The sequence below is a fragment of the Serratia myotis genome, assembly GCF_027474885.1.
GTDB lineage: Bacteria > Pseudomonadota > Gammaproteobacteria > Enterobacterales > Enterobacteriaceae > Serratia > Serratia proteamaculans.
In genome coordinates this window covers 2,083,074-2,103,506 of record NZ_CP099707.1, presented here as the reverse complement: position 1 = coordinate 2,103,506, position 20,433 = coordinate 2,083,074, and the positions used below count along the sequence as shown (strand labels likewise).

General features: G+C 54.4%; 29 protein-coding genes. 14 read left to right on the top strand and 15 right to left on the bottom strand.

What is annotated here, in order from left to right; genetic code table 11:
• Positions 1–18: 18 nt before the first annotated feature.
• Complete coding sequence (sdeB, locus tag NHG65_RS10005; protein ID WP_499183253.1) at positions 19–3,165, top strand: multidrug efflux RND transporter permease subunit SdeB; 3,147 nt, start codon at positions 19–21, stop codon at positions 3,163–3,165.
• 74 nt (positions 3,166–3,239) lie between these two features.
• On the opposite strand, the gene NHG65_RS10000 is transcribed toward sdeB, so the two are convergent.
• From NHG65_RS10000 to hinT, 9 genes are all read right to left on the bottom strand, one after another.
• Positions 3,240–3,725, bottom strand: a complete 486-nt coding sequence (locus NHG65_RS10000; protein ID WP_207977744.1) for an RrF2 family transcriptional regulator — start codon at positions 3,723–3,725, stop codon at positions 3,240–3,242.
• Between the two features lie 291 nt (positions 3,726–4,016).
• Positions 4,017–4,553: a glycine zipper 2TM domain-containing protein gene (locus NHG65_RS09995; RefSeq protein WP_170287969.1), complete on the bottom strand. Its 537-nt coding sequence runs from the start codon at positions 4,551–4,553 to the stop codon at positions 4,017–4,019.
• Positions 4,554–4,913: 360 nt separating this feature from the next.
• Entirely contained in the window at positions 4,914–6,218 is a 1,305-nt protein-coding gene (locus NHG65_RS09990; protein ID WP_099062476.1) for an NAD(P)/FAD-dependent oxidoreductase, read from the bottom strand.
• Positions 6,219–6,550: 332 nt separating this feature from the next.
• A complete protein-coding gene (gene ycfP, locus NHG65_RS09985; protein WP_099062477.1) occupies positions 6,551–7,093 on the bottom strand; it encodes an alpha/beta hydrolase YcfP in 543 nt (180 codons plus the stop codon).
• 72 nt (positions 7,094–7,165) lie between these two features.
• The gene (gene nagZ, locus NHG65_RS09980; protein ID WP_112348127.1) at positions 7,166–8,185 is read right to left on the bottom strand and encodes a beta-N-acetylhexosaminidase; all 1,020 of its coding nucleotides are present in this window, start codon (positions 8,183–8,185) and stop codon (positions 7,166–7,168) included.
• Between the two features lie 31 nt (positions 8,186–8,216).
• Positions 8,217–9,086: a phosphotransferase gene (locus NHG65_RS09975; protein ID WP_207977743.1), complete on the bottom strand. Its 870-nt coding sequence runs from the start codon at positions 9,084–9,086 to the stop codon at positions 8,217–8,219.
• Positions 9,067–9,651 (bottom strand): penicillin-binding protein activator LpoB, encoded by a 585-nt coding sequence (lpoB, locus tag NHG65_RS09970; protein ID WP_207977742.1) that lies wholly within the window; start codon positions 9,649–9,651, stop codon positions 9,067–9,069. Before lpoB ends, NHG65_RS09975 begins: the two co-directional genes overlap by 20 nt.
• 27 nt (positions 9,652–9,678) lie before the next feature.
• On the bottom strand, positions 9,679–10,068 hold the full coding sequence (locus NHG65_RS09965) for a YcfL family putative periplasmic lipoprotein (protein WP_499183252.1): 390 nt from the start codon (positions 10,066–10,068) through the stop codon (positions 9,679–9,681).
• Between the two features lie 12 nt (positions 10,069–10,080).
• Positions 10,081–10,431, bottom strand: a complete 351-nt coding sequence (gene hinT, locus NHG65_RS09960; RefSeq protein WP_020826355.1) for a purine nucleoside phosphoramidase — start codon at positions 10,429–10,431, stop codon at positions 10,081–10,083.
• 254 nt (positions 10,432–10,685) lie between these two features.
• Between hinT and NHG65_RS09955 the strand changes: the two genes are divergently transcribed.
• Positions 10,686–11,591: a transporter substrate-binding domain-containing protein gene (locus NHG65_RS09955; protein WP_207977741.1), complete on the top strand. Its 906-nt coding sequence runs from the start codon at positions 10,686–10,688 to the stop codon at positions 11,589–11,591.
• On the opposite strand, the gene NHG65_RS09950 is transcribed toward NHG65_RS09955, so the two are convergent.
• On the bottom strand, positions 11,588–11,965 hold the full coding sequence (locus NHG65_RS09950; protein ID WP_085116249.1) for a winged helix-turn-helix transcriptional regulator: 378 nt from the start codon (positions 11,963–11,965) through the stop codon (positions 11,588–11,590). The genes NHG65_RS09955 and NHG65_RS09950 overlap by 4 nt on opposite strands.
• A gap of 99 nt (positions 11,966–12,064) precedes the next feature.
• Between NHG65_RS09950 and NHG65_RS09945 the strand changes: the two genes are divergently transcribed.
• Together NHG65_RS09945 and NHG65_RS09940 are read left to right on the top strand one after the other, a co-directional pair.
• Entirely contained in the window at positions 12,065–12,811 is a 747-nt protein-coding gene (locus NHG65_RS09945; protein ID WP_499183251.1) for an SDR family oxidoreductase, read from the top strand.
• 293 nt (positions 12,812–13,104) lie between these two features.
• The gene (locus NHG65_RS09940) at positions 13,105–13,380 is read left to right on the top strand and encodes a hypothetical protein (RefSeq protein ID WP_219015917.1); all 276 of its coding nucleotides are present in this window, start codon (positions 13,105–13,107) and stop codon (positions 13,378–13,380) included.
• A 55-nt stretch (positions 13,381–13,435) separates the two neighbouring features.
• Here the strand turns inward: NHG65_RS09940 and NHG65_RS09935 are convergent, their stop codons facing one another.
• Positions 13,436–14,740, bottom strand: a complete 1,305-nt coding sequence (locus NHG65_RS09935) for an Nramp family divalent metal transporter (protein ID WP_099062486.1) — start codon at positions 14,738–14,740, stop codon at positions 13,436–13,438.
• A 229-nt stretch (positions 14,741–14,969) separates the two neighbouring features.
• Between NHG65_RS09935 and mntR the strand changes: the two genes are divergently transcribed.
• The gene (gene mntR, locus NHG65_RS09930; RefSeq protein ID WP_099062487.1) at positions 14,970–15,440 is read left to right on the top strand and encodes a manganese-binding transcriptional regulator MntR; all 471 of its coding nucleotides are present in this window, start codon (positions 14,970–14,972) and stop codon (positions 15,438–15,440) included.
• 143 nt (positions 15,441–15,583) lie between these two features.
• Here mntR and NHG65_RS09925 read toward each other — a convergent pair whose 3' ends face one another.
• The 4 genes from NHG65_RS09925 to NHG65_RS09910 all read right to left on the bottom strand — a co-directional run bounded on the left by NHG65_RS09925 (position 15,584) and on the right by NHG65_RS09910 (position 17,781).
• Positions 15,584–15,973, bottom strand: a complete 390-nt coding sequence (locus NHG65_RS09925; protein ID WP_499183250.1) for a hypothetical protein — start codon at positions 15,971–15,973, stop codon at positions 15,584–15,586.
• Positions 15,966–16,436, bottom strand: a complete 471-nt coding sequence (locus tag NHG65_RS09920) for a hypothetical protein (protein ID WP_499183249.1) — start codon at positions 16,434–16,436, stop codon at positions 15,966–15,968. The genes NHG65_RS09925 and NHG65_RS09920 overlap by 8 nt, the downstream gene beginning before the upstream one ends.
• 1 nt (position 16,437) lies before the next feature.
• Positions 16,438–17,418: a phage integrase gene (locus NHG65_RS09915; RefSeq protein WP_499183248.1), complete on the bottom strand. Its 981-nt coding sequence runs from the start codon at positions 17,416–17,418 to the stop codon at positions 16,438–16,440.
• A gap of 63 nt (positions 17,419–17,481) precedes the next feature.
• Positions 17,482–17,781 carry a helix-turn-helix domain-containing protein gene (locus NHG65_RS09910; protein ID WP_499183247.1) on the bottom strand — a complete coding sequence of 100 codons (300 nt, stop codon included), beginning with the start codon at positions 17,779–17,781 and terminating at the stop codon, positions 17,482–17,484.
• 87 nt (positions 17,782–17,868) lie between these two features.
• Between NHG65_RS09910 and NHG65_RS09905 the strand changes: the two genes are divergently transcribed.
• The 9 genes from NHG65_RS09905 (at position 17,869) to NHG65_RS09865 (ending at position 20,425) form a co-directional block, all read left to right on the top strand.
• Entirely contained in the window at positions 17,869–18,135 is a 267-nt protein-coding gene (locus NHG65_RS09905; protein ID WP_499183246.1) for a DNA-binding protein, read from the top strand.
• Positions 18,136–18,138: 3 nt separating this feature from the next.
• A complete protein-coding gene (locus NHG65_RS09900) occupies positions 18,139–18,396 on the top strand; it encodes a hypothetical protein (protein WP_499183245.1) in 258 nt (85 codons plus the stop codon).
• A gap of 3 nt (positions 18,397–18,399) precedes the next feature.
• Positions 18,400–18,618, top strand: a complete 219-nt coding sequence (locus NHG65_RS09895; RefSeq protein WP_499183244.1) for a phage filamentation protein Fil family protein — start codon at positions 18,400–18,402, stop codon at positions 18,616–18,618.
• Positions 18,615–18,827 carry a hypothetical protein gene (locus tag NHG65_RS09890; RefSeq protein WP_499183243.1) on the top strand — a complete coding sequence of 71 codons (213 nt, stop codon included), beginning with the start codon at positions 18,615–18,617 and terminating at the stop codon, positions 18,825–18,827. Before NHG65_RS09895 ends, NHG65_RS09890 begins: the two co-directional genes overlap by 4 nt.
• A 106-nt stretch (positions 18,828–18,933) precedes the next feature.
• The gene (locus NHG65_RS09885) at positions 18,934–19,368 is read left to right on the top strand and encodes a tellurite resistance TerB family protein (protein WP_499183472.1); all 435 of its coding nucleotides are present in this window, start codon (positions 18,934–18,936) and stop codon (positions 19,366–19,368) included.
• Complete coding sequence (locus tag NHG65_RS09880; protein ID WP_071827023.1) at positions 19,368–19,541, top strand: DUF3927 family protein; 174 nt, start codon at positions 19,368–19,370, stop codon at positions 19,539–19,541. Before NHG65_RS09885 ends, NHG65_RS09880 begins: the two co-directional genes overlap by 1 nt.
• A gap of 111 nt (positions 19,542–19,652) precedes the next feature.
• On the top strand, positions 19,653–19,955 hold the full coding sequence (locus NHG65_RS09875) for a hypothetical protein (RefSeq protein WP_166728769.1): 303 nt from the start codon (positions 19,653–19,655) through the stop codon (positions 19,953–19,955).
• A gap of 90 nt (positions 19,956–20,045) precedes the next feature.
• Entirely contained in the window at positions 20,046–20,282 is a 237-nt protein-coding gene (locus tag NHG65_RS09870; RefSeq protein ID WP_499183242.1) for a hypothetical protein, read from the top strand.
• Positions 20,276–20,425, top strand: coding sequence for a hypothetical protein (locus NHG65_RS09865; protein ID WP_499183241.1), 150 nt, complete (start codon positions 20,276–20,278; stop codon positions 20,423–20,425). The genes NHG65_RS09870 and NHG65_RS09865 overlap by 7 nt, the downstream gene beginning before the upstream one ends.
• The last annotated feature ends 8 nt before the right edge of the window (positions 20,426–20,433 follow it).

Below are 20,433 nucleotides of genomic sequence, written 5' to 3'. Positions count from 1 at the left end.
AGCAGAGGATCCTGATCCATGGACTTTTCCCGTTTTTTCATCGACCGACCGATATTTGCCGCGGTGCTGTCGATCCTGATTTTTGTCGGCGGTGTTATCGCCATCCCGCTGCTGCCGATCAGCGAATACCCGGACGTGGTGCCGCCCAGTGTGCAGGTGCGTGCCCAATATCCGGGCGCTAACCCGAAAGAGATCGCCGAAACCGTGGCAACGCCGCTGGAGGAAGCGATCAACGGCGTCGAAAACATGATGTACATGAAGTCGGTAGCCGGTTCTGACGGCGTACTGGTGACCACCGTGACCTTCCGCCCAGGGACCGATCCGGATCAGGCGCAGGTACAGGTGCAAAACCGCGTGGCGCAGGCCGAAGCGCGCCTGCCGGAAGATGTGCGGCGACAAGGGGTGACCACCCAGAAGCAGTCCCCGGCCCTGACGCTGGTGGTGCATCTGGTCTCCCCTTCCGGCAAATACGATTCACTCTACCTGCGTAACTACGCCACCCTGAAGGTCAAGGATGAGCTGGCCCGCCTGCCGGGCATCGGCCAGGTACAGATTTTCGGTGCCGGTGAGTACGCGATGCGCATCTGGCTGGATCCGAACAAGGTCGCCTCACGCGGGCTGACGGCCTCTGATGTGGTCTCCGCCATGCAGGAGCAAAACGTGCAGGTTTCCGCCGGGCAACTGGGTGCAGAACCGATGCCGACCCGCAGCGATTATTTGCTGTCGATCAATGCGCAAGGCCGTCTGCAGACCGAGGAAGAGTTCGGTAATATCATTCTCAAAAGCGGTGACAACGGCGAGGTCGTGCGTCTGCGCGACGTGGCACGCATTGAAATGGGCTCCGGCAGCTACGCGCTGCGTGCCCAGCTCAATAATAAGGATGCGGTAGGGATCGGTATCTTCCAGGCGCCGGGCGCCAATGCCATTGAGCTGTCCAATGCGGTGCGGGCCAAAATGGCCGAGTTGTCGACCCGTTTCCCGGACGGCATGAGCTGGCAATCGCCGTACGACCCGACGGTGTTTGTGCGCGACTCGATCAGTTCGGTAGTCGATACCCTGCTCGAAGCGGTACTGCTGGTCGTTCTGGTGGTGATTCTGTTTCTGCAAACCTGGCGTGCGTCGATCATTCCACTGCTGGCGGTGCCAATCTCGATCGTCGGTACCTTTGCGGCGCTCTATTTGTTGGGCTTTTCGCTCAATACGCTGAGCCTGTTTGGGCTGGTGCTGGCCATTGGTATCGTGGTCGATGATGCCATCGTGGTGGTGGAGAACGTCGAGCGTAATATCGAAGAGGGTCTGTCACCGCTGGCGGCAGCACATCAGGCCATGCGCGAAGTATCCGGCCCGATTATCGCCATCGCCGTCGTGCTGTGTGCGGTGTTCGTGCCCATGGCCTTCCTGTCCGGCGTGACCGGCCAGTTCTATAAACAGTTTGCCGTGACTATCGCCATTTCAACCGTGATCTCCGCTATCAACTCGTTGACCCTGTCACCGGCGTTGGCGGCGTTGCTGTTGAAGCCACATGGCGCGCCGAAAGATATGCCATCGCGTCTGATCGACCGACTGTTCGGCTGGCTGTTCCGTCCGTTTAACCGCTTCTTTGCCAGCAGCTCACAGCGTTATCAGCGTGGGGTTTCTCGGGCGCTGGGCAAACGCGGTGCGGTATTCGTGGTGTATGTGCTGCTGCTGTGCGCCGCCGGGGTGATGTTTAAAACCGTGCCCGGCGGATTTATCCCGACTCAGGATAAACTTTACCTGATTGGCGGGGTGAAAATGCCGGAAGGCGCGTCACTGGAACGCACCGATGCGGTGATCCGCAAGATGAGCGCCATCGGCCTGAGCGTCGACGGGGTGACGGATGCTGTCTCCTTCCCCGGGTTGAATGCGCTGCAGTTTACCAATACACCCAACACCGGCACCGTGTTCTTTGCGCTTGAATCATTAAGCACCCGTACCCGTAGCGCGGCGCAGATCAATGCCGAGATCAACGCCAAGATTTCGCAGATCCAGGAAGGGTTTGCGTTCTCGATTATGCCACCGCCGATCCTCGGTATTGGTCAGGGTTCGGGTTACTCGCTGTATATTCAGGACCGCGCCGGTCTGGGGTATGGTGCCTTGCAAACCGCGATCAATACGATGTCGGGCGCTATCATGCAAACGCCGGGCATGAGTTTCCCGATCTCGTCTTATCAGGCTAACGTGCCGCAGCTGGACGCGAAAATTGACCGCGACAAGGCCAAGGCACAAGGGGTACCGCTCAATGCCCTGTTCAGTACGTTACAAACCTATCTCGGTTCGTCTTATATCAATGACTTCAACCGCTATGGCCGCACCTGGAAGGTAATGGCGCAGGCCGACGGCCAGTTCCGTGACAGCGTGGAGGATATCGCCAACCTGCGCACCCGTAACGATAAGGGGGAAATGGTGCCGATTGGCAGCATGGTCAGCATCAGCACCACTTATGGCCCGGACCCGGTGATCCGCTACAACGGTTTCCCGGCGGCGGATCTGATTGGTGATGCCGATCCGCGAGTGCTGTCATCGTCACAGGCGATGAGCGAACTGACGGTGATGGCCAACAAGCTGTTGCCGAACGGCATGAACATTCAGTGGACCGATCTGAGCTACCAACAGTCTACCCAGGGCAATGCGGCGATTATTGTGTTCCCGGTAGCGGTGCTGTTGGCCTTCCTGGCGCTGGCCGCGCTGTACGAAAGCTGGACGCTGCCATTGGCGGTGATCCTGATCGTGCCGATGACCATGCTGTCGGCCCTGTTCGGTGTCTGGCTGACCGGCGGTGACAACAATGTGTTCGTGCAGGTGGGGCTGGTGGTATTGATGGGGCTGGCCTGTAAAAATGCCATTTTGATCGTCGAGTTCGCCCGTGAACTGGAGCTACAGGGCAAAAGCATTATGGAAGCAGCACTGGAAGCCTGTCGCCTGCGACTGCGGCCAATCGTGATGACCTCCATCGCCTTTATCGCCGGGACTATCCCACTGATCCTGGGGCACGGCGCCGGTGCCGAAGTCCGTGGTGTCACTGGCATCACGGTGTTTTCCGGCATGCTCGGGGTTACGCTGTTCGGGCTGTTCCTCACCCCGGTGTTCTACGTCACCCTGCGCCGTATGGTGACACGTAAAACGCGACAACCCGCAGCAGAGTAATTCGCCTGTCAACCGCCATAAAAAAGCCCGGTTTAAAAAACCGGGCTTTTTTTCGTCTTGGCGTTTAGCGCCGCTTATTTTTCTGCCGTCTCTGCGTCTTTGGCCGCAAGGGCGGTATATTCTGTGCAGGCACGTTTATCGCCCCGCTCCAGCTCGGCCAGGGCATCGGCTACCGTGTGGCGTGCCAGCACGTCCAGCGATGCTTCTTCCGCCTCATTTACCACCGACTTGAAATACCAGCAGGCGTTGGCGCTGACCAGGCAACGCGCCGGCCCTTCAGGTCGGGCAGCCCAGATACGTTTATCGTCAATCACCGACAAATAGATATCCCGCAGGGTGATCTGTTCCGCCGGGCGACCCAGATGAATCGAGCCGTTACGGCCCAGGGTCGAGACAATGATGCCATTTTTGGTCAAGGGCACCATCAGCTTGCGAATAAAACTGGGGTTGGCTTCCAGACCGGCGGCAAGTACCGCGCTGGTCGAACGCACACCCAGCTTCTCAGCCACGGCCACGCTAAGTACCATTTGCATCGCAGTCGGAAAGCGAAAATCTAACATATTATTATCTCTGTCTCCGGGAGACCAAATACTCGGGTTTGGTCGGTGCGGCATTACGCCATCACACCCACTCAACTGCACAATAATATAACAAACACTGTTGCACTATTGAAGGTATGCCCGGATAAATCGCACGGATACATTAGTTCGAAAATCGCGTCAGTACTGGCCTGCGGGGAAAATCACAGGCTTATAGAATGCAGAAACCCGCGTCAATATTAATGCCGCTCGCTTAACTGCGTTAAACGATCAGAACTAACACTGCCCGCGGGTTTAATTCTTATCTGTTGATTAAGCTTTGTTCAGCACCAGTTGGCCGCTTTTATCCAGCGGGATCTGAGTGCCTGGATCGTGATCCATACGGATCTTGCCCTGCTGAGTGCCAATCTTGTAGGTCACATCGTAACCCAGCATTTTCTGTGACTTGTCGTAGACCGTTTTGCAACGCTGCTGCGTGCTGGTGGTGCTGTCGTTATTCTGCATCGCACCCTGCACCTGGTTACCGGCATAACCACCGCCAAGGGCACCGACCACCGTCGCTACATCACGGCCACGACCACCACCGAACTGATGGCCAATAACGCCACCGGCGACTGCCCCCAGAACCGAACCGGCAATGCGATTCTCATCCTGAACTGGCGCACGGTGAGTGACGGTCACATTTCGGCATTCCTGACGCGGGGTTTTGATGGTTTCTTTAATCGGCGTTGCAGCAAGAACCTGCGCGTATTGCGGACCGGAAGAAAAAACATCAAGACTGGCCACCGCAGCAATACCCAGAGCTGCTGCAATACCAATACCCACACCGGCTAACATTGACTTGTTCACAGGAAATCCTCCTGAAAGTGTTACCACGCATTTGTACCGGGGACTTTACCGACATTGCACCGCGCTTATTATTTTGCGCATTGGCGGCACGTGGTATTCCGGTTTACGGCGTGCGCGACGCGCCGTCTGTAAACAAGATAAAGTCTGCACAATGTTCCAGATCCTCGCAATAAGACAATGTGACCAAAGATGCCGGAAATCACGCTTACCCCCAGTGTTTAGGAAGAATCTTAAGACTTTTACCCATAGCCACGGGACATTGTGCTGAACAATCAGCCCATCGCTACCCTATCGCGCGGGTGCGGGCATAAAAAAACCCACGCGGGCGAACCGGCGTGGGTGGGGCTAGATCGGAGGCTGTTAGTGCATTTTCAAACGCGGGCGGATCACCCGGTTGATGCCGCCGACCAGCATCATCAGGCCGGTTTTGATATAGCCGTGCAAAGCCACCTGGTGCATACGGTACAGCGAGATGTAGACAAAGCGCGCAATGCGCCCTTCTACCATCATCGAGCCACGCATCAGGTTGCCCATCAGGCTGCCAACGGTGCTGAAACGGGACAGAGACACCAGCGAGCCGTGGTCTTTATACACGTACGGCTTCAGCGTCTGGCCGTTCATCAGCGCCAGAATGTTGGTAAAGCAGCGTGACGCCATCTGGTGCGCCGACTGGGCGCGTGGAGGAACAAAACCACCGCCTTCTTTCGGGCAAGAGGCACAGTCACCAATGGCAAAAATGTTCGGATCGCGCGTGGTCTGCAACGTGGGCTCTACCACCAGCTGATTAATGCGGTTGGTTTCCAGCCCGGCGATGTCTTTCATAAAGTCCGGCGCCTTGATACCGGCGGCCCACACCATCAGATCGGCATCGATAAATTCGCCACCCTTGGTGTTCAGACCCTTGGCATCCGCGCTGGTCACCATGGTGTTGGTCAGCACGCGCACACCCAGTTTATTCAGTTCCTGATGTGCAGCGGCGGAAATACGCGGCGGCAACGCAGGCAGAATACGTTCACCCGCCTCGACCAGAGTCACGTTCAGCGCGCTGTTATCCAGGCCTTCAAAACCATAGCTGTGCAGTTGCTTCACCGCATTATGCAGCTCGGCGGACAGTTCCACACCAGTGGCGCCGCCCCCGACGATAGCAATGTTCACCCGCTCTTTTTGCCCCGGCTGTGCCGAGAACTTGAGGAACAGATTCAGCATTTCGTTGTGGAAACGACGCGCCTGGTGTGGGTTATCCAGGAAGATGCAGTGATCTTTTACGCCAGCGGTACCGAAATCGTTCGAAGTACTGCCCAGCGCCATTACCAGGATGTCGTAAGACAGCTCACGCTCCGGCACCAGTTCGCCGCCCTGCTCGTCGCAGATTTGCGCCAAATGCAGAGTTTGTGCTTCACGGTTAATGTTGGTCAGCGAACCCAGTTGGAAGCTGAAAGAGTGATTACGCGCGTGCGCCAGGTAGCTCAGCGCGTCGACACCGTCATCCAGGGAACCGGTTGCTACTTCATGCAGTAAAGGTTTCCACAGATGGCTGTGATTACGATCCACCAGCGTGATGTCTGCCTTGTGCTTGCGACCGAGTTTATGGCCCAGGCTGGTTGCCAGTTCCAGACCACCGGCGCCACCGCCCACAATGACGATTTTTTTCTTTGGCGTTGTCAAAATAACCCCCTAAATGTGAACCAATTGTTGCCTAAGGGTAAACAAATAATATCCTTAGAATACATAGGGTTCGCTTAAAATAAACCTGCTATCTAAAGCCAGAATAGCATGTGGGGTTATTTGGTCATACCAAAATTGATGTACATCAAACTTTTTTGGTTAAAGCCTGGACGAAGGGGAATTTTGAGGATTGTGATTCAAATAGTTAGCGCTGGGTCACAGTTTTGGATTTTGTCGCCCAACGGGAAAAAAACCGCTTTTTGGCAAAGAAATGCCGCAATTTTTGCCTGTTAAGAGCAATCATTGCGGCAGTGTCGGGCGTTATGAAACTGTTAAGCCAGGGTCTTGAAGGCTTTGATGCGTTGCAGGTGCGGTGAGAGGTTTTTGAACTTGTGGGTCTGCTGCTCATCCCAGACAATTTCATAGTACTTGTGCAGCAGGTCGGCACTGAGTTGACTGTCCAGCACCTCGTCGTGGCGGGAAAGCACCGCCAGGCAGCGATCGCGGTTTTTCTCACGGAAATCTTCCACGCACTTGGTGGCGATATCGCGGTACTCTTCCGGCCGATCGATTTTGCCTTGCATATGTTGTTCAGGGGACAGATTGGGGTTGAAGATCACCTGCCGGATGCCGCACAGAAAGCCGATACGTTCGGCCCAAAAGCCGCCCAAGCCCACTCCGCAAATCAGCGGGTGTGGATCTCCTCCCTGCTGAACCGCCTTGTCCACTTCTTTCAACAAATGCTGCATGTCATGGCGTGGATGCAAGGTGCTGTAACTGATAAAGCGCACGTCTGGATCGATAAACTGTAGCTGTAATACCTTTTCATGATTGCCGGGGCTGGTGGAATCAAAGCCATGTAAATAGATAATCATATGGATCCTCGCAACAAGCTGAGGGCCGCGCCGCAGCCCTCATCGTTTACGCCGCATTACGACGCCCTGGGTTCACCCCGCATTACGCTGTTTGTGCTCTTCCCAGCGCTCGCTGAGCGCATTCAGCTCTTTATGCGCCTGCTGCCAGCGCGCAGAATCACGCAGCTCCTGACGGGTGAACTGACCGCGATGATATAACTGCTTCACCCGGTCTGCTTTGACCGGGGACAGGTTATCCAGCACGCTGACCGCCCCTGCACGGTTATTACACACCAGGATCATGTCACAACCGGCATCCAATGCAGCCTGGCCGCGTTCGGCATAACTGCCCATAATCGCCGCCCCTTCCATCGACAGATCGTCCGAGAAGATAACGCCGTCAAAACCCAACTCCTGGCGCAGGATCTGTTTTAGCCAGTAAGGTGAGCCACTGGCGGGACGTGGGTCTGCTTCAGTATAGATGACATGCGCCGGCATCACGGCGTCCAGCAACTGACGATTAATCAACTCACGGAAGATCGTCATATCATGTTCGCGGATCTCCGCCAGCGGACGCGGATCGCGTGGGGTTTCTTTATGCGAATCCGCACTGACGGCACCGTGACCCGGGAAATGCTTGCCGGTAGTTTTCATCCCGGCGCTGTGCATGCCCAGAATGAAACGCTCGGCCATCGCCAACGCCTGCTGCGGATCGCTGTGGAAAGAGCGTTCGCCAATCGCCGCGCTGACGTGGCCAATATCCAACACTGGCGCGAAGCTGATGTCGATATCCTGCGCGATCATTTCCGCCGCCATCAACCAGCCGGCTTCCTGTGCCAGACGCCCGCCCTCATGCGCTTCGTTTAATGCGGCGAATGACTGCGCCGCCGGCAAACGGGTGAAACCTTCGCGGAAACGCTGCACGCGGCCGCCTTCCTGATCCACTGCCACCACCAACCGATGGTGCGAAGCTTCGCGGATCTGACGCACCAGTTCACGCAACTGCTGTGCATCGTGGAAATTACGGGTGAACAGGATCAGACCGCCCACCAGCGGGTGTTTCAGGATCTCACGTTCTTCTGCGTCCAGCTCATAGCTGGCGACATCTAACATTACTGGGCCCACGGCCACCTCACTTCATTATTCATTCAGAACATGGGGATATTAAACAAAAACGCCGGTGCAACACTGCGCCCCAGCGCAAAAATTCAGGATCGCCGGTTTGTTGCCAGCGTACTTCAAACCATAGCAACATCAGATAATCTACCCATGGCAGCCAGCGCTGTACCTGTGCGCGCAGCAAGGGTAAATCTGAGTAGCCAGTGCGGACATAATGCTGCAAATAACGCTGTTGGTCGGCGGGTGTCCAGGCGTTGCCGCGAAACAGCGCGGCGATGTCCAGCGCGATATCTCCGTCTGCCGCATACTCCCAATCAATCAAACGCAGGCGATCGCCATCGGCGATCAGATTGCCAGGGTGAATATCCATATGCAGCGGTGCCCGTTTCAGCGGCGTTGGCGGGCGGCGATGCAGGAAGTGTTGATGCAGCCGCAACCAGGCGGGCGTCAGGCGCTGTGGATCCAACTGCGGCCAATAGTGTGCAAATTGCCGCTGCAGGTCCAGGGAGTAGCCACTCAGCGGCTGCCGATGCAAGCCCGCCATTAACTCCGCTAAATCTCCGCACTCATTCAGTCGAGCGAAGCCAACCTCTGTGACAACGTCACCATTGAGCCACTGCAAGATAATCCACTGATTATTCTGCGCTAAAACCTGCGGACCAATCCCCTTGCCCGCACGGCACAGCATCCGCGCTTCACGTCGCCGACTGACGCCCAACGCGCTTTTCTCTGCACTTTGCTGGCGGGCCAAGAGTTGTACACCCTCGCCTTCAATGCGCCAGCTTTCACCGGTCAGGCCCTGCACCGGGCTGAAACGACAACCGGCGGTTTTCACCGCCGGCAGTTGGTTCTCAATCAGTCTTCGCAGGGCGGCTTCAGTGTGTAACGGCGCCATTGCCTGACCAGACGATTTCACCGCTTTGTACCAGCATCAGTTGCATATCCAGCGTAGGTGACTTCACGTCGCCGCTGACGTCGCTGTACAGCACGTACTGTGCGCTGACGATCCGCGCCAGGCCAATCGCCTTGCTGCGTGACCCCAGGCTGTCATCCACCGACAGGCCCAGCGTCTGTTTGGCGCTTGCCAACTGCGCTTCCGGTACGATGGAGAAGGTCTGATTCGATGCCAACGCTTTGTGCAGTGCGGATGTCGCTTTCGAAGTCTGCAGTGCGCCGTTGGTGTTGTTTTTCACGCTGTCCAGCAACAGTACGCTGCCCGGATTGACGCCATCGGCTTTCAGCATCTGGTTCACCAGCGGCTGTACACTGCTCAGCCAGTCGAGTTGCTGAATTTTTGGCGGCTGCGGTACCGGTTCGGTGACCGGCGGTTGTGGCTCTTCGACCGGTGGCCTCACCGGCTCAACGGTCACCGGCGGTTGCGGTTGTTCCGGCTCCGGCGGGCGCGACAGACAGCCGGTTAACACCAACGCGGCCAGCGCTACAAATAGATACTTTTTCATTAATCCCTCTCTCACTGAACCAAGAGTTTACAAGAATAGATACAGACGCACGCGTTTGGCATCGAGGTTGCCATTGAGCGAATAAATGGTAGCGTCTGAATTTGGCGCAATAGTGATACTACGTGGCGCTTCAAAAGGCCGAATATCCAGCCCCTGATCGTCATACCAGTAAAAACGATAGTGCACCGTTACCGGCGTGGGTTGACTGTTGCTGAGTTCCGAAGTCGCCATCACGCGCCCGGAGGCATTCGAAATCGACGGATTGTCGGCCAGAATGCCCGCGGTCAGCACCGGCGAGTCCATCACTACCGTCTGTCGATCGTTGACCGCAATGCCGCGCGGGCTACTGCAGCCCATCAGTATGACGCCGGGTAACGTCAGCGCCATCAGACAACGCAGGGTTTTGCTAGAGCGCATGATTTTCCTCGGTTAGCGGGACAGCAGCGGCCCCAACGAACGGCCACCGACCAAATGCATATGAATATGATAGACCTCCTGGCCAGCATGGCGATTGCAGTTAACAATCAGGCGGTAACCGTCTTCGGCGATGCCTTCCTGCTCGGCAATTTTCGCCGCAGCGGTGATCATGCGGCCGAGCGCAGCTTCATGCTCGACGGTGACATCATTGATGGTGGGGATCAACACATTGGGGACGATCAGAATATGGGTCGGAGCCTGAGGTGAAATATCACGGAAAGCGGTGACCAGTTCGTCCTGGTAGACCACATCAGCAGGGATTTCGCGGCGGATAATTTTACTGAAAATCGTTTCTTCGGCCATCTGGCGTTCCTTGTAGAGGAAAATAAGCTGTACGCAGTATGAGTGACAAATTCTACTGCTTTCAACCTGATTGCGCACTTTCCGTGTTGAGTGATGCAGAATCAGACAACCGGTCAGGGTCATCGCGCCGTTGTCAGAGTTGCCCGGCGGCAATCATCTGATTTTTTTCACTTTGGTTATTCACTATTGTTGCTTTACTTGCCTGTTGCCACCGCCAATAGTAACCCTATGATTAACAACGGATAGAGAACAACATGCGATTCAAAACCCTGGCGTTGTGCACGCTGCTGCTGTGCGGCCATGTCGCAGCTGAAGCCAAAAGTATTATTGACCTGCAGGCCAATCAGCAACATTTGCGTGCGGCGAAGAATCCAGCCGCGGTGGCACTGATCCCGGCTAATTATCCTTTTGCCGTACCGGGCAAGCTAACCGTAGCGGTGGCGTCTGAAAATTCCCCGCCACTGGCGCTGTTTGCCGAAGACAATAAAACGCTGATTGGCAGCGACCCGGATATTGCACAACTGGTGGCGGACAGCCTAGGGCTGGAGCTTAATCTGGTACCCACCTCCTGGGAAGACTGGCCACTCGGGATCAGCTCGGGCAAGTACGATGCCGCCATTTTCAATATTGCCGTGACCAAGCTGCGCAAAACCAAGTTTGATTTCGCCACCTACCGCGTGGATACGCTGGGCTTTTATGTGAAATCCACCAGCAAAATCACCTCAATCAACCAGCCCGCGGACGTTGCCGGGCTGCGGATTATTGTCGGCTCGGGGACCAATCAGGAAAACATCCTGCTTGGCTGGGATAAGCAGAACCGCGCCAATGGCCTGGCACCAGTGCAGCCGATTTATGTCACCGATGACGCCGCCGCCAACCTGAGCATTCAGTCCGGACGCACCGACGCATTCTTCGGCCCACACTCCACCGGTGCCTATAAGGCGGCGCTGACCGGCAAAACCAAAATGGTTGGGATTGGTCCAAACGTGGCCTACGTGGCGGTGACAACCAAAAAAGATAACGGTCTGGTTGCAGCCATCAACGCCGCCATCAATGGGGTGATCGTCAGCGGCGAATATGCCCAGGTGCTGGACCGTTGGGGTGAACACGATGAAAAAGTCCCACGTTCCACCATCAACCCGCCGGGTATTGGCGACTAATCCGCAATCAACTGCGGTGCGTGTGTACGCATCCAATTCGCCAACGAGTCGAGCGTCGGACGCAGCGTTTTGCCCAGCGGCGTAATCTGGTATTCAACACGCGGGGGAACCTCCGGGAACACCTGCCGCGTGACCAGACCGCGTTGCTCAAACTGCCGCAGTTGCCGCGTTAGCTCTTTCTGGGCGATCGGTGCCACTGCGCGTTGCAGCTCACTGAATCGCACCGGACTGTCGATCAATATCAGTCGGTAGAGGATCGGAATCGCCCATTTCCCTGCCACCAGATTCACGAAACCCACCATCGGGCAAGGTTCGCCCGCTGCCGGCAACACCGCTAAATTTTTTTCCGTTGTCGAAAGCCCGGAGTTGGTCATTTCATCCCACCTTGTCCTTTAGTATCCAAAGGGTGCCTACTATGCAAAAGGTACTATAGCGTAAATAATGGCTGCATCGACAACAAACGGGAGTGGGCTATGTCACGACTTAAAGGTAAATACGCGTTGATCACCGGCGGCACCAGTGGGATTGGTCTGGAAACGGCGCGCCAGTTTATTGCCGAAGGCGCCACCGTGGCGATTACCGGCCGCAGCCAAAGCGGCCTCGATGCGGCGGGTGAAGCGCTGGGCAACGTGTTGCTGTTGCGCAGCGATGCCGGGGATATTGCTCAGCAGCGTAGTTTGGCACAGCAGTTGGCCAGCCATTGGCCGCGTCTCGATGTACTGTACATCAACGCTGGTGACGTCACCCACCACCCGTTGCAGGAGTGGGATGAGCAGAACTATCAGCGGCTGATGGATATCAATCTCAAAGGGCCGTTCTTTCTGATCCAGTCACTGTTGCCACTGTTGGCCAATCCGGCGTCGATTATTTTATGTGGCTCAGTCAGCGCCCATATTGGCCTGCCGTTAAGCAACGTTTACGCCGCCAGTAAAGCCGGCTTGTTGTCTTTGGCCAGAACGCTGTCCGGTGAGTTGCATCCACGCGGTATCCGGGTTAACGGCCTCAGCCCCGGCCCGACAGAAACCCCGGCGCTGGGCAAACTCGGCCTGAAGGATGCCGATGAACAGGCACTACGCGACGAGATCCGCGCACTGGTGCCGATCGGTCGCATGGGCACGGCGCTGGAATTGGCGAAGGCCGCGGTGTTTTTGGCCTCTGACGAGTCCGCCTTTATGGTCGGCAGCGAATTGTTGATCGACGGCGGTGTGGGGAATTTGTAATAGCACAGGGTAAATATCCGGGGCTTACTCGCGAGACATTAAACTAATGGTGTTAATTATTTCATTTGCAACAAACTCACATACCCCGTAAGCAATTGCGGGCTCCGCTTACATTACTGCGGCCACTCTGGCTGGTGCCACTGCCTACACTGATCAAACAGGGTGCATTGTGGATCCCTTATCGCCAGCCAGAACCCGACTGACCCTAGCTATCCCTCCCCCTCGTTATATTTTCCTGATAACGCCATGCATTTCCTAACCGGGTGCCATGGACATAAGTGGAGATTAAGACGATGAGACTACAAAACCTGATTAATGTCGCACTGCTGTTGATGCCGCTGGCTTTGGGCGGCCTGGCCCAGGCCAACGATCAGACCATCCCCTGGGGGGAAAATACCGGCGGGGTGGAATCCAACCACATTGCTGCTGTTGGTCAGAATCTGAATGCCACACATCAGAAAGTGACCAAAACCCAGGAAGGTGTGTGGGCGGCAAATACCGGCAGCATTTCCGCCGACGAGAAGGCCCTGACCGGTGGTCAGAACACACAGCAGAAAACGACGCCTTAACGGGATTTATCACGAGGCGATAAGCCGTGACAGCAACCACTGCACGGCTTACCGATCAGCCCAGACCGGGGATAGCAACGCCGAAGGTCTGCAGCAGTAACACCATATTGAGCAAAAGAATGATCACCGTACCTATGATTGACAGCAGGCTGGTCAGGCGGCCATTCACAAACTCACCCATAATGTCGCGGCGACGGGTAAACATCACCAGCGCAATCATCGGGGCCGGCAGTGCCAGGCTCAGTACCACCTGGCTGTAAACCAGAGCATCAGTGGCATTAACCCCTAACGCGACCACGATAAAGGCCGGGATCATGGTCACCATACGACGTACCCACACCGGGATGCGGAAACCGACAAACCCCTGCATGATCATCTGACCCGCCATGGTGCCCACCACCGAGCTGGAAATACCGGAGGCAATCAGCGACATCAGGAAGATACCGGCGGCAGCCGCACCAAACAATGGGGTCAGCGTATGGTATGCCGTGCCAATTTCTGCCACATCACTATTCCCGGCATGGAAGGCGCTGGAGGCCATAATCACCATGGCAATATTCACCAGCCCGGCGATAGACAGCGCAATGACCACCTCAATATTGGAAAAACGCAGCAGTTTGCGACGTTCGCCCTTGTCACTGGCCGGCGCACGGTGCTGGGTCAGGCCAGAGTGCAGGAAAATAGCGTGCGGCATCACGGTAGCACCAATGATGCCGACGGCAATGGTCAGTGCCTGCGCATCCGGCAATTGCGGCGTGACCATGCCCATGCCCGCGGCCGCCCAATCGACCGGCACGATAAACATCTCGACCAGGTAACACAGGGCAATCACCGCGACCAACCCACCGATCATCAGTTCCACCGGACGAAAGCCTTTCTTCTCCACCATCAGCAAGGCATAGGTGATCACTGCCGTCACCCCCATCCCTGGCAACAGCGGCATATGGAACAGTAACGCCAGCGCTATTGCACCACCGAGGAACTCCGCCAGATCGGTAGCCATTGCCGCCACTTCGCTGAGTATCCACATGCCGATCACTACCGGGCGGGAAAATTGGTCACGGCACATTTCCGCCAAATTGCGGTTGGTGACAATGCCCAGCTTGGCCGACAGCGCCTGAAACAGCATGGCGATCAGGTTTGCCATCACCACCACCCATAACAGGCTATAGCCGTATTTCGAGCCGGCTTGAATATTGGTGGCGAAATTACCGGGGTCCATATAAGCAATAGAGGCAATCACCGCGGGGCCGGCGAACAGCAGCGGCGTAAATGCACCCCGCTTGCGCCCGGCAAGTGCGTTACCAATTGCCGTATTGGTTCGTTCGGTTAACGATGTGGTGGTTGCCGCATCACGCATGATTTACCCTCAATCTTTTTCTGGTTATTTTTCACCCAACACTCACAGCAATGTAGCATCGGCTACACTTTATGCAAAATGGAAGATTCACTGCCTTTGTGTACAAATATTTCTTATTGTCATCGAATGCACCAGCCGAATTGATAATGCGTCGCCTTTGGACTAACGTATGGCGGAACTGCATTAACCTGCAACTTACTGGTTTAACGTTTAAAGGACGTCTCAGAATATGGCAACAAGCGCACCAGACGACGCCGAACGCCCCGTGGTGGCTGAAATGCCGGACGAGGCTGAACATGCCCTGCGCTTCACCCGCGCTCGTGAGGCGCAGTCTAATGCGCTGATCGAGGATTATGTCGAGCTGATTGCCGACCTGTTGATGACCACCCGTGAAGCCAGAACCACCGATATCGCCAAACGCTTTGGCGTTTCGCATCCTACCGCGATCAAAAATATCGCCCGGCTGAAAAGTGCCGGCCTGGTGGAATCACGTCCTTATCGTGGGGTTTTTCTGACGGAAGAAGGTGAACAACTGGCGCAGAAAGTACGCCGCCGTCACCGGATTGTGGTCGATCTGCTGGTGTGTCTCGGAGTGCCGAATGATACGGCGGAGCTGGACAGTGAAGGGATTGAACATCACATTTCTAACGACACCCTGGCGGTGTTTGAACAGTACCTGCAAAAGCACTCAGTAAAATAAATCCTCACCAATAAAAAAGGGAGGCTTTCGCCGCCCTCTTGATGTCAACAAAAACAATCAGTTACAGGATAATCAGTGATTTAGATGCCTGTAACTGCGTGCTTAAAATGGGTATTGCGTGGGCGTTTGGGTCAATTTGTGGATCACTTCAACCAGATTGCCATCATGGCTGTTCCCATGGTGGCAGCGATTGCGAGTATCGGAATTACTATTCCAGACCACACCCACCGCCGCTTATCCGCGAGCTTGTCTAATTTGGCATCCATACTGGCCGATGATTGGTTAAACTTCTCATCGATCTGGGTAAGTATCGATTCTTTAAGGGTAAGCAAATCGTTTTTAGTCGCAAAAAATTCAGAACGAACAGCAATCTCTTTAAGATCAACCCTGATTTGGGCAATGTCTCGCTCCAAATTATCAACACGTTTTTCTAGCCGATCTAACATATCACCACCTCCGCCGTTTCCATCTTTGCGCACAATTCGCTCTGGAGGGAATGGTAACGGAACATCCGTGCGTTTGGTATCACTCATCTTTGCCAGCCTCTTCTTGCCCCTTTACCCATTGAACAACGGGATATGCACGATAAAAGCTAATAAATCCACAATTCAAACAGTTAACACGGTATTTAACGTTCCCCAGACGCGGCATAGGTTCATCTTCAATAAATGAATAACTCACATACTGTACCGATGCAGCATCCATAGCCTTCCCCTGTTCGGCAGAGGACAATCGTGAAAAATCTTCGGGTAATTTATGTTCCTGTATCATAGTTATTTCAGGTACGGACAATTTGTTAGAGCCACATGAAATGCATGTTCGGCTGGCTCCTCTTTCATCCAAAAAACGAGCAAAGAGCTCAGGAGTTACCGTCTTCAGATGGGCCTCTAGTTTTCGAAATAGATCGTCTTTTATACGTTCTTTTCGTTTATCCTCATCGGCAAACTGCTGCTCAAAATATTCCTTTGCAATATCTTCCGGTGTTTTGTCCATCATCCTACCCTTGATTCATTAATGGGTTAAACCTGACAGCATCTTCCAGGTAATCCGGCGCAAAGTGCGCATAAACCATTGTTTGTAAAATACTTGAGTGCCCTAAAATCCGTTGCAGCGCCAAAATGTTGCCGCCGTTCATCATGAAGTGACTGGCGAAGGTATGGCGTAGAACGTGAACGGCCTGCCCTGCTGGCAAGCCAGGGGCAACCTCCTTGATGCACGTTCTCACATACGGATAATTCAACTCCGCAAACAAGGGGCCCGCCTTAATGCCGCTGGTAATTTCGCCGCATAATTCCAGCGAGATCGGCACCGTCCGGTTTTTACTATTTTTGGTGTTGAGGTAAGTCACCTTATTGCCGATCACTTCCTCCCGCCGAAGTTTGACCACCTCCCCCCAGCGCGCCCCTGTTGCCAGGCAAAGCTTGACGGCTTTCAGGTGTTCGCCTTCCAACTGACCTAACAGTTGCTGAATTTCGTCATGGGTCAGAAAACCCATTTCCTGATCCGGCAGCTTAATTTTTTTCATCTCTTTGAGCGGGTGCTCACCGTGATAAAGCCCCAAATCGATGAGAACGGAATACACCCCGCCCAGCTTTTCCTGATCGAGATTGACGGTCTTTGCTTTTCTGCCTTCAGCAAGACGGAGTACACGATAATCAGAAAAGAACGAGCGGGAGATCTGGCACGCTTTGGGATTCCCCATCTTGGCCGCCATCACTTGCAATTTATGCTCAATCTTCACGCCATCTTTTAGATTCTGGCCATGATGCTTAAACCAAAGGTCTATCAATGCCGTTAATGGCCGTTGGTCGGCTGGTTTGTCTACCCAGTCTTTATTATTCTGCGTCGCAATAACCCAGCGCTCAAACTGCTGCGCCTCGGACTTAGTCTTAAATTTCTTGCGAACACGTTTACCCGTCCGACCCTGGGGGCGCACGTCAACCATATAGCCTTCAGCGCCGAGCGATTTAATACTCATCCCAAAGATTCCTTTCGAAACAAATGCCGCCTTTACCCCAAAAATTCTTTATACGATAGGCAATTAACCAACCTTCTGGCCTTTTCGGTGGTTGGATGTGCTTTCGAGCCCATCAGGGGAGAGATCAGGTGAAATCTGTCCGATTTCCGGTGCGACATCCCCTGTCATTAACCACATTGTGTATTTCTTAAACCGCGGGTTGCTCGTTATCTTCATCAGAGTCACGCCACCAGGCTCAATAAGCCCAGTCTCATACTTCTTCACTGTGCTTATTGAAATGCCTGTTATGTCGCAAAACTCGCTCTGACTAACCCCTTCACTCTTCCGTATCGCCTTCACTTTGTCGCTTAGAACACTTGACATGGTTCATTCCTATGAACTATCGTTACCTTGGTTCATAGAGATGAACCTTTAATAACTTAAATCTGCGTGATCTTAAAGGGTATCACTATGAACAAAAACCGACAAAAAAAGGTGATTGGGGTGAGGGAAAATCAGCTGCCGGCTGATTACCCATTCGGTGATCTGTTGGAGGAATCGATCTCCGAATATGCACACCGCATAGGTAAAAATCCGCAGACCATCCGCACACAGGCAGATACTGGCGCCCTACCAATCCTGCAAGCTCGCCCAGGTGCCAAGCGTCGCGTAAACCTTTACGCCATCTACCTGAACGCCAAGCGTCATGCAGAAAAATACGTTGAGCGGATGGGCTGAGAAATGACAACACAAGCCCCATTCTTTGCCGCCGCTAATCGCGTGATCCGCATGTATGAGATCCGCCAACAACATGCAAGCCGCCGCTGCCCGGCCCATTCACCAAGCGAAATTGAATGGGCGGCAGACCGCCTGCTGGATCTCGCCCTTGCCGCGGGATATGCCAGCAGCCCCGAAACCATAACGCTGCGTGATGCCGCCGAATACTGGAAGCGCTACGGCAAACAACCCGACTTTTTCCCCGAAACAATCGAGGCTTAACTCATGACGATCACAGCAAACTGCCCTTCACTGGCCGGGATGATGGTTAATCACCAGCAGATCACCCACCGCCGCCACCAACACGGTTGGTTAGAACTGCCAGACGGCCGCCGCTTCCAACCGAAAGCCACCGATGTGCAATTTATTCCTGGCATGCGTAAACCGTTTATGTCCCGACCGCGTCCGCGCTGGTTTGCTCGTCTGATGGGGATATTCGCATGACTAGTGAAATCGCTGGCCTCATTGCCTACCTGGCTACGGTACTGGTCTGGTGGTTCTCTTTTTTATTCGACAGATCACAGGGTTGGACTGCTGGCTGGGAAAAATTCAAGTCTGATTTTCTTAAGTTTTGTTGGCCGGTTATCAAAGGCATAGCTCTGCTTATCGGCATCTGGATTCTGGTATTTGGTGTGTTAATGGCGTGGGCTTAGCTGAAAGCCCTCTCTAAACCCAGCGTTTACAGAGGGTTTTTAACGGGTGACTGTGTGTGGCAGAGGCAGGCAGTTGCTAATCATGGCAACAACTGAGGATACAAATATGGGATTTTTGGGATTAGGTAAGAAGGTTCGCAAAGCGGCAGGCGATATCAAAAAGTTTGAAAAACGCGATCTGGCTCAGGCCGTTGTTAATGCCGCTTATCTGGTTGCGTACGCTGACGAGGAATGCGAAGCATCAGAGAAAGCCAAGATTGAACAGGTTCTGCGTAACCAGCCAGCGCTTGCTGCCTTCACTTCTGAAATTAACACCATCAGCGCGACGATCATCGGTCAGCTTGAAACCAATTTCAAAATTGGTCGCCGTGCTGCATTGCGTGAAATCGAAGACGTCAAACACGATCCACGTGAAGCAGAAGACGTGCTGGACGTAGCTGTCGCCATCGCTGAAGCGGACGGAGAAATCGAGCCAGAAGAACGTAAAGTTCTGGAAGAAATTGCCAACGTTCTGGGCCTGCGTTTGGAAAACCATCTGTAATGCGCGCGCTGCTCAGTAACCTGCGCCTGATTGGTGTCCTGATCCTGGCCTTCATGGTTGTGGCCGTGGACTTCACCAGTTACGTGCTGTCAGTGGTCGGCGACCTGTTCTTTGTTGGCGCATTGGTTGTGCTGGCATGGCCGGCACTGAACAACAAGGCAGCATCAGAATAAACCGCCTTTGCGCCGGGATAGGCTCCGGCACCCAACACAAAGCGCACGTTCCGGGGCGTCACCCTGTGCGCTTTTTGATGGGTAAGAATATGCGAGGTGACTATGGGCGGCATGACAACAGAGCAAGTTCAATCAGTTGGCAAGTTCCTGATAACCGCTAAGCAGCTTCTTGCCACAGCCAAACGCATCAACCCGACCGCCGTATTTTATGACGGGCTGATGGATAGCCAGAAAAAAGCCGTATGCACCCTGGGAAACATCGATAGCCGGGTGAAGCTTTCCGCCAAACATATATCAATGAGGTTTGAGGAAATGAATAAAGAGGAACGGCGCGCAGTGTACCGCGGCATTAAAGAATTGCAGAGGCTAGGCCAAAGAGTGCCGACGCTTTCAAATATCGGTGACTGTGATTAACCACATCTGATTAGTAATTAATCCAACTGAACAAAATGCGGGCGCATTTATTTGCGCCGGGGTTTCTTCATCCTGAAAAAAGGTAATGTCATGACCAATAACACCGTAAATCAACCCCTCTTTCTCGGCATAGATCTTGCCGCTGACATCATCAGCAAAGAAAGACGCTCAGCACGTCTCGAACTGCTGGAGCAACTAGAACGCCGCCTCAGTGAGCTGGAACTACACGGCGACGAGCGCGAGCAAATCCTGATCCGTCTGCGTCACTGGGTTTCATCCCGCAAGGCGATGACCGACACCACCGCACAGGACACAACACCATGCTGATCCCGATCGCTATTGGCGCCACCGCCTTCATTGGCCTGGTGTGGGGTTGCCTGCTGGCCTGGCTGGCGTACCGCTGGTGCAAATTCTGCCGGGCCTTTAATCGCGCGGCGGTAATTCAACCTGAACAACGTAATTACGATTAATCAAATCG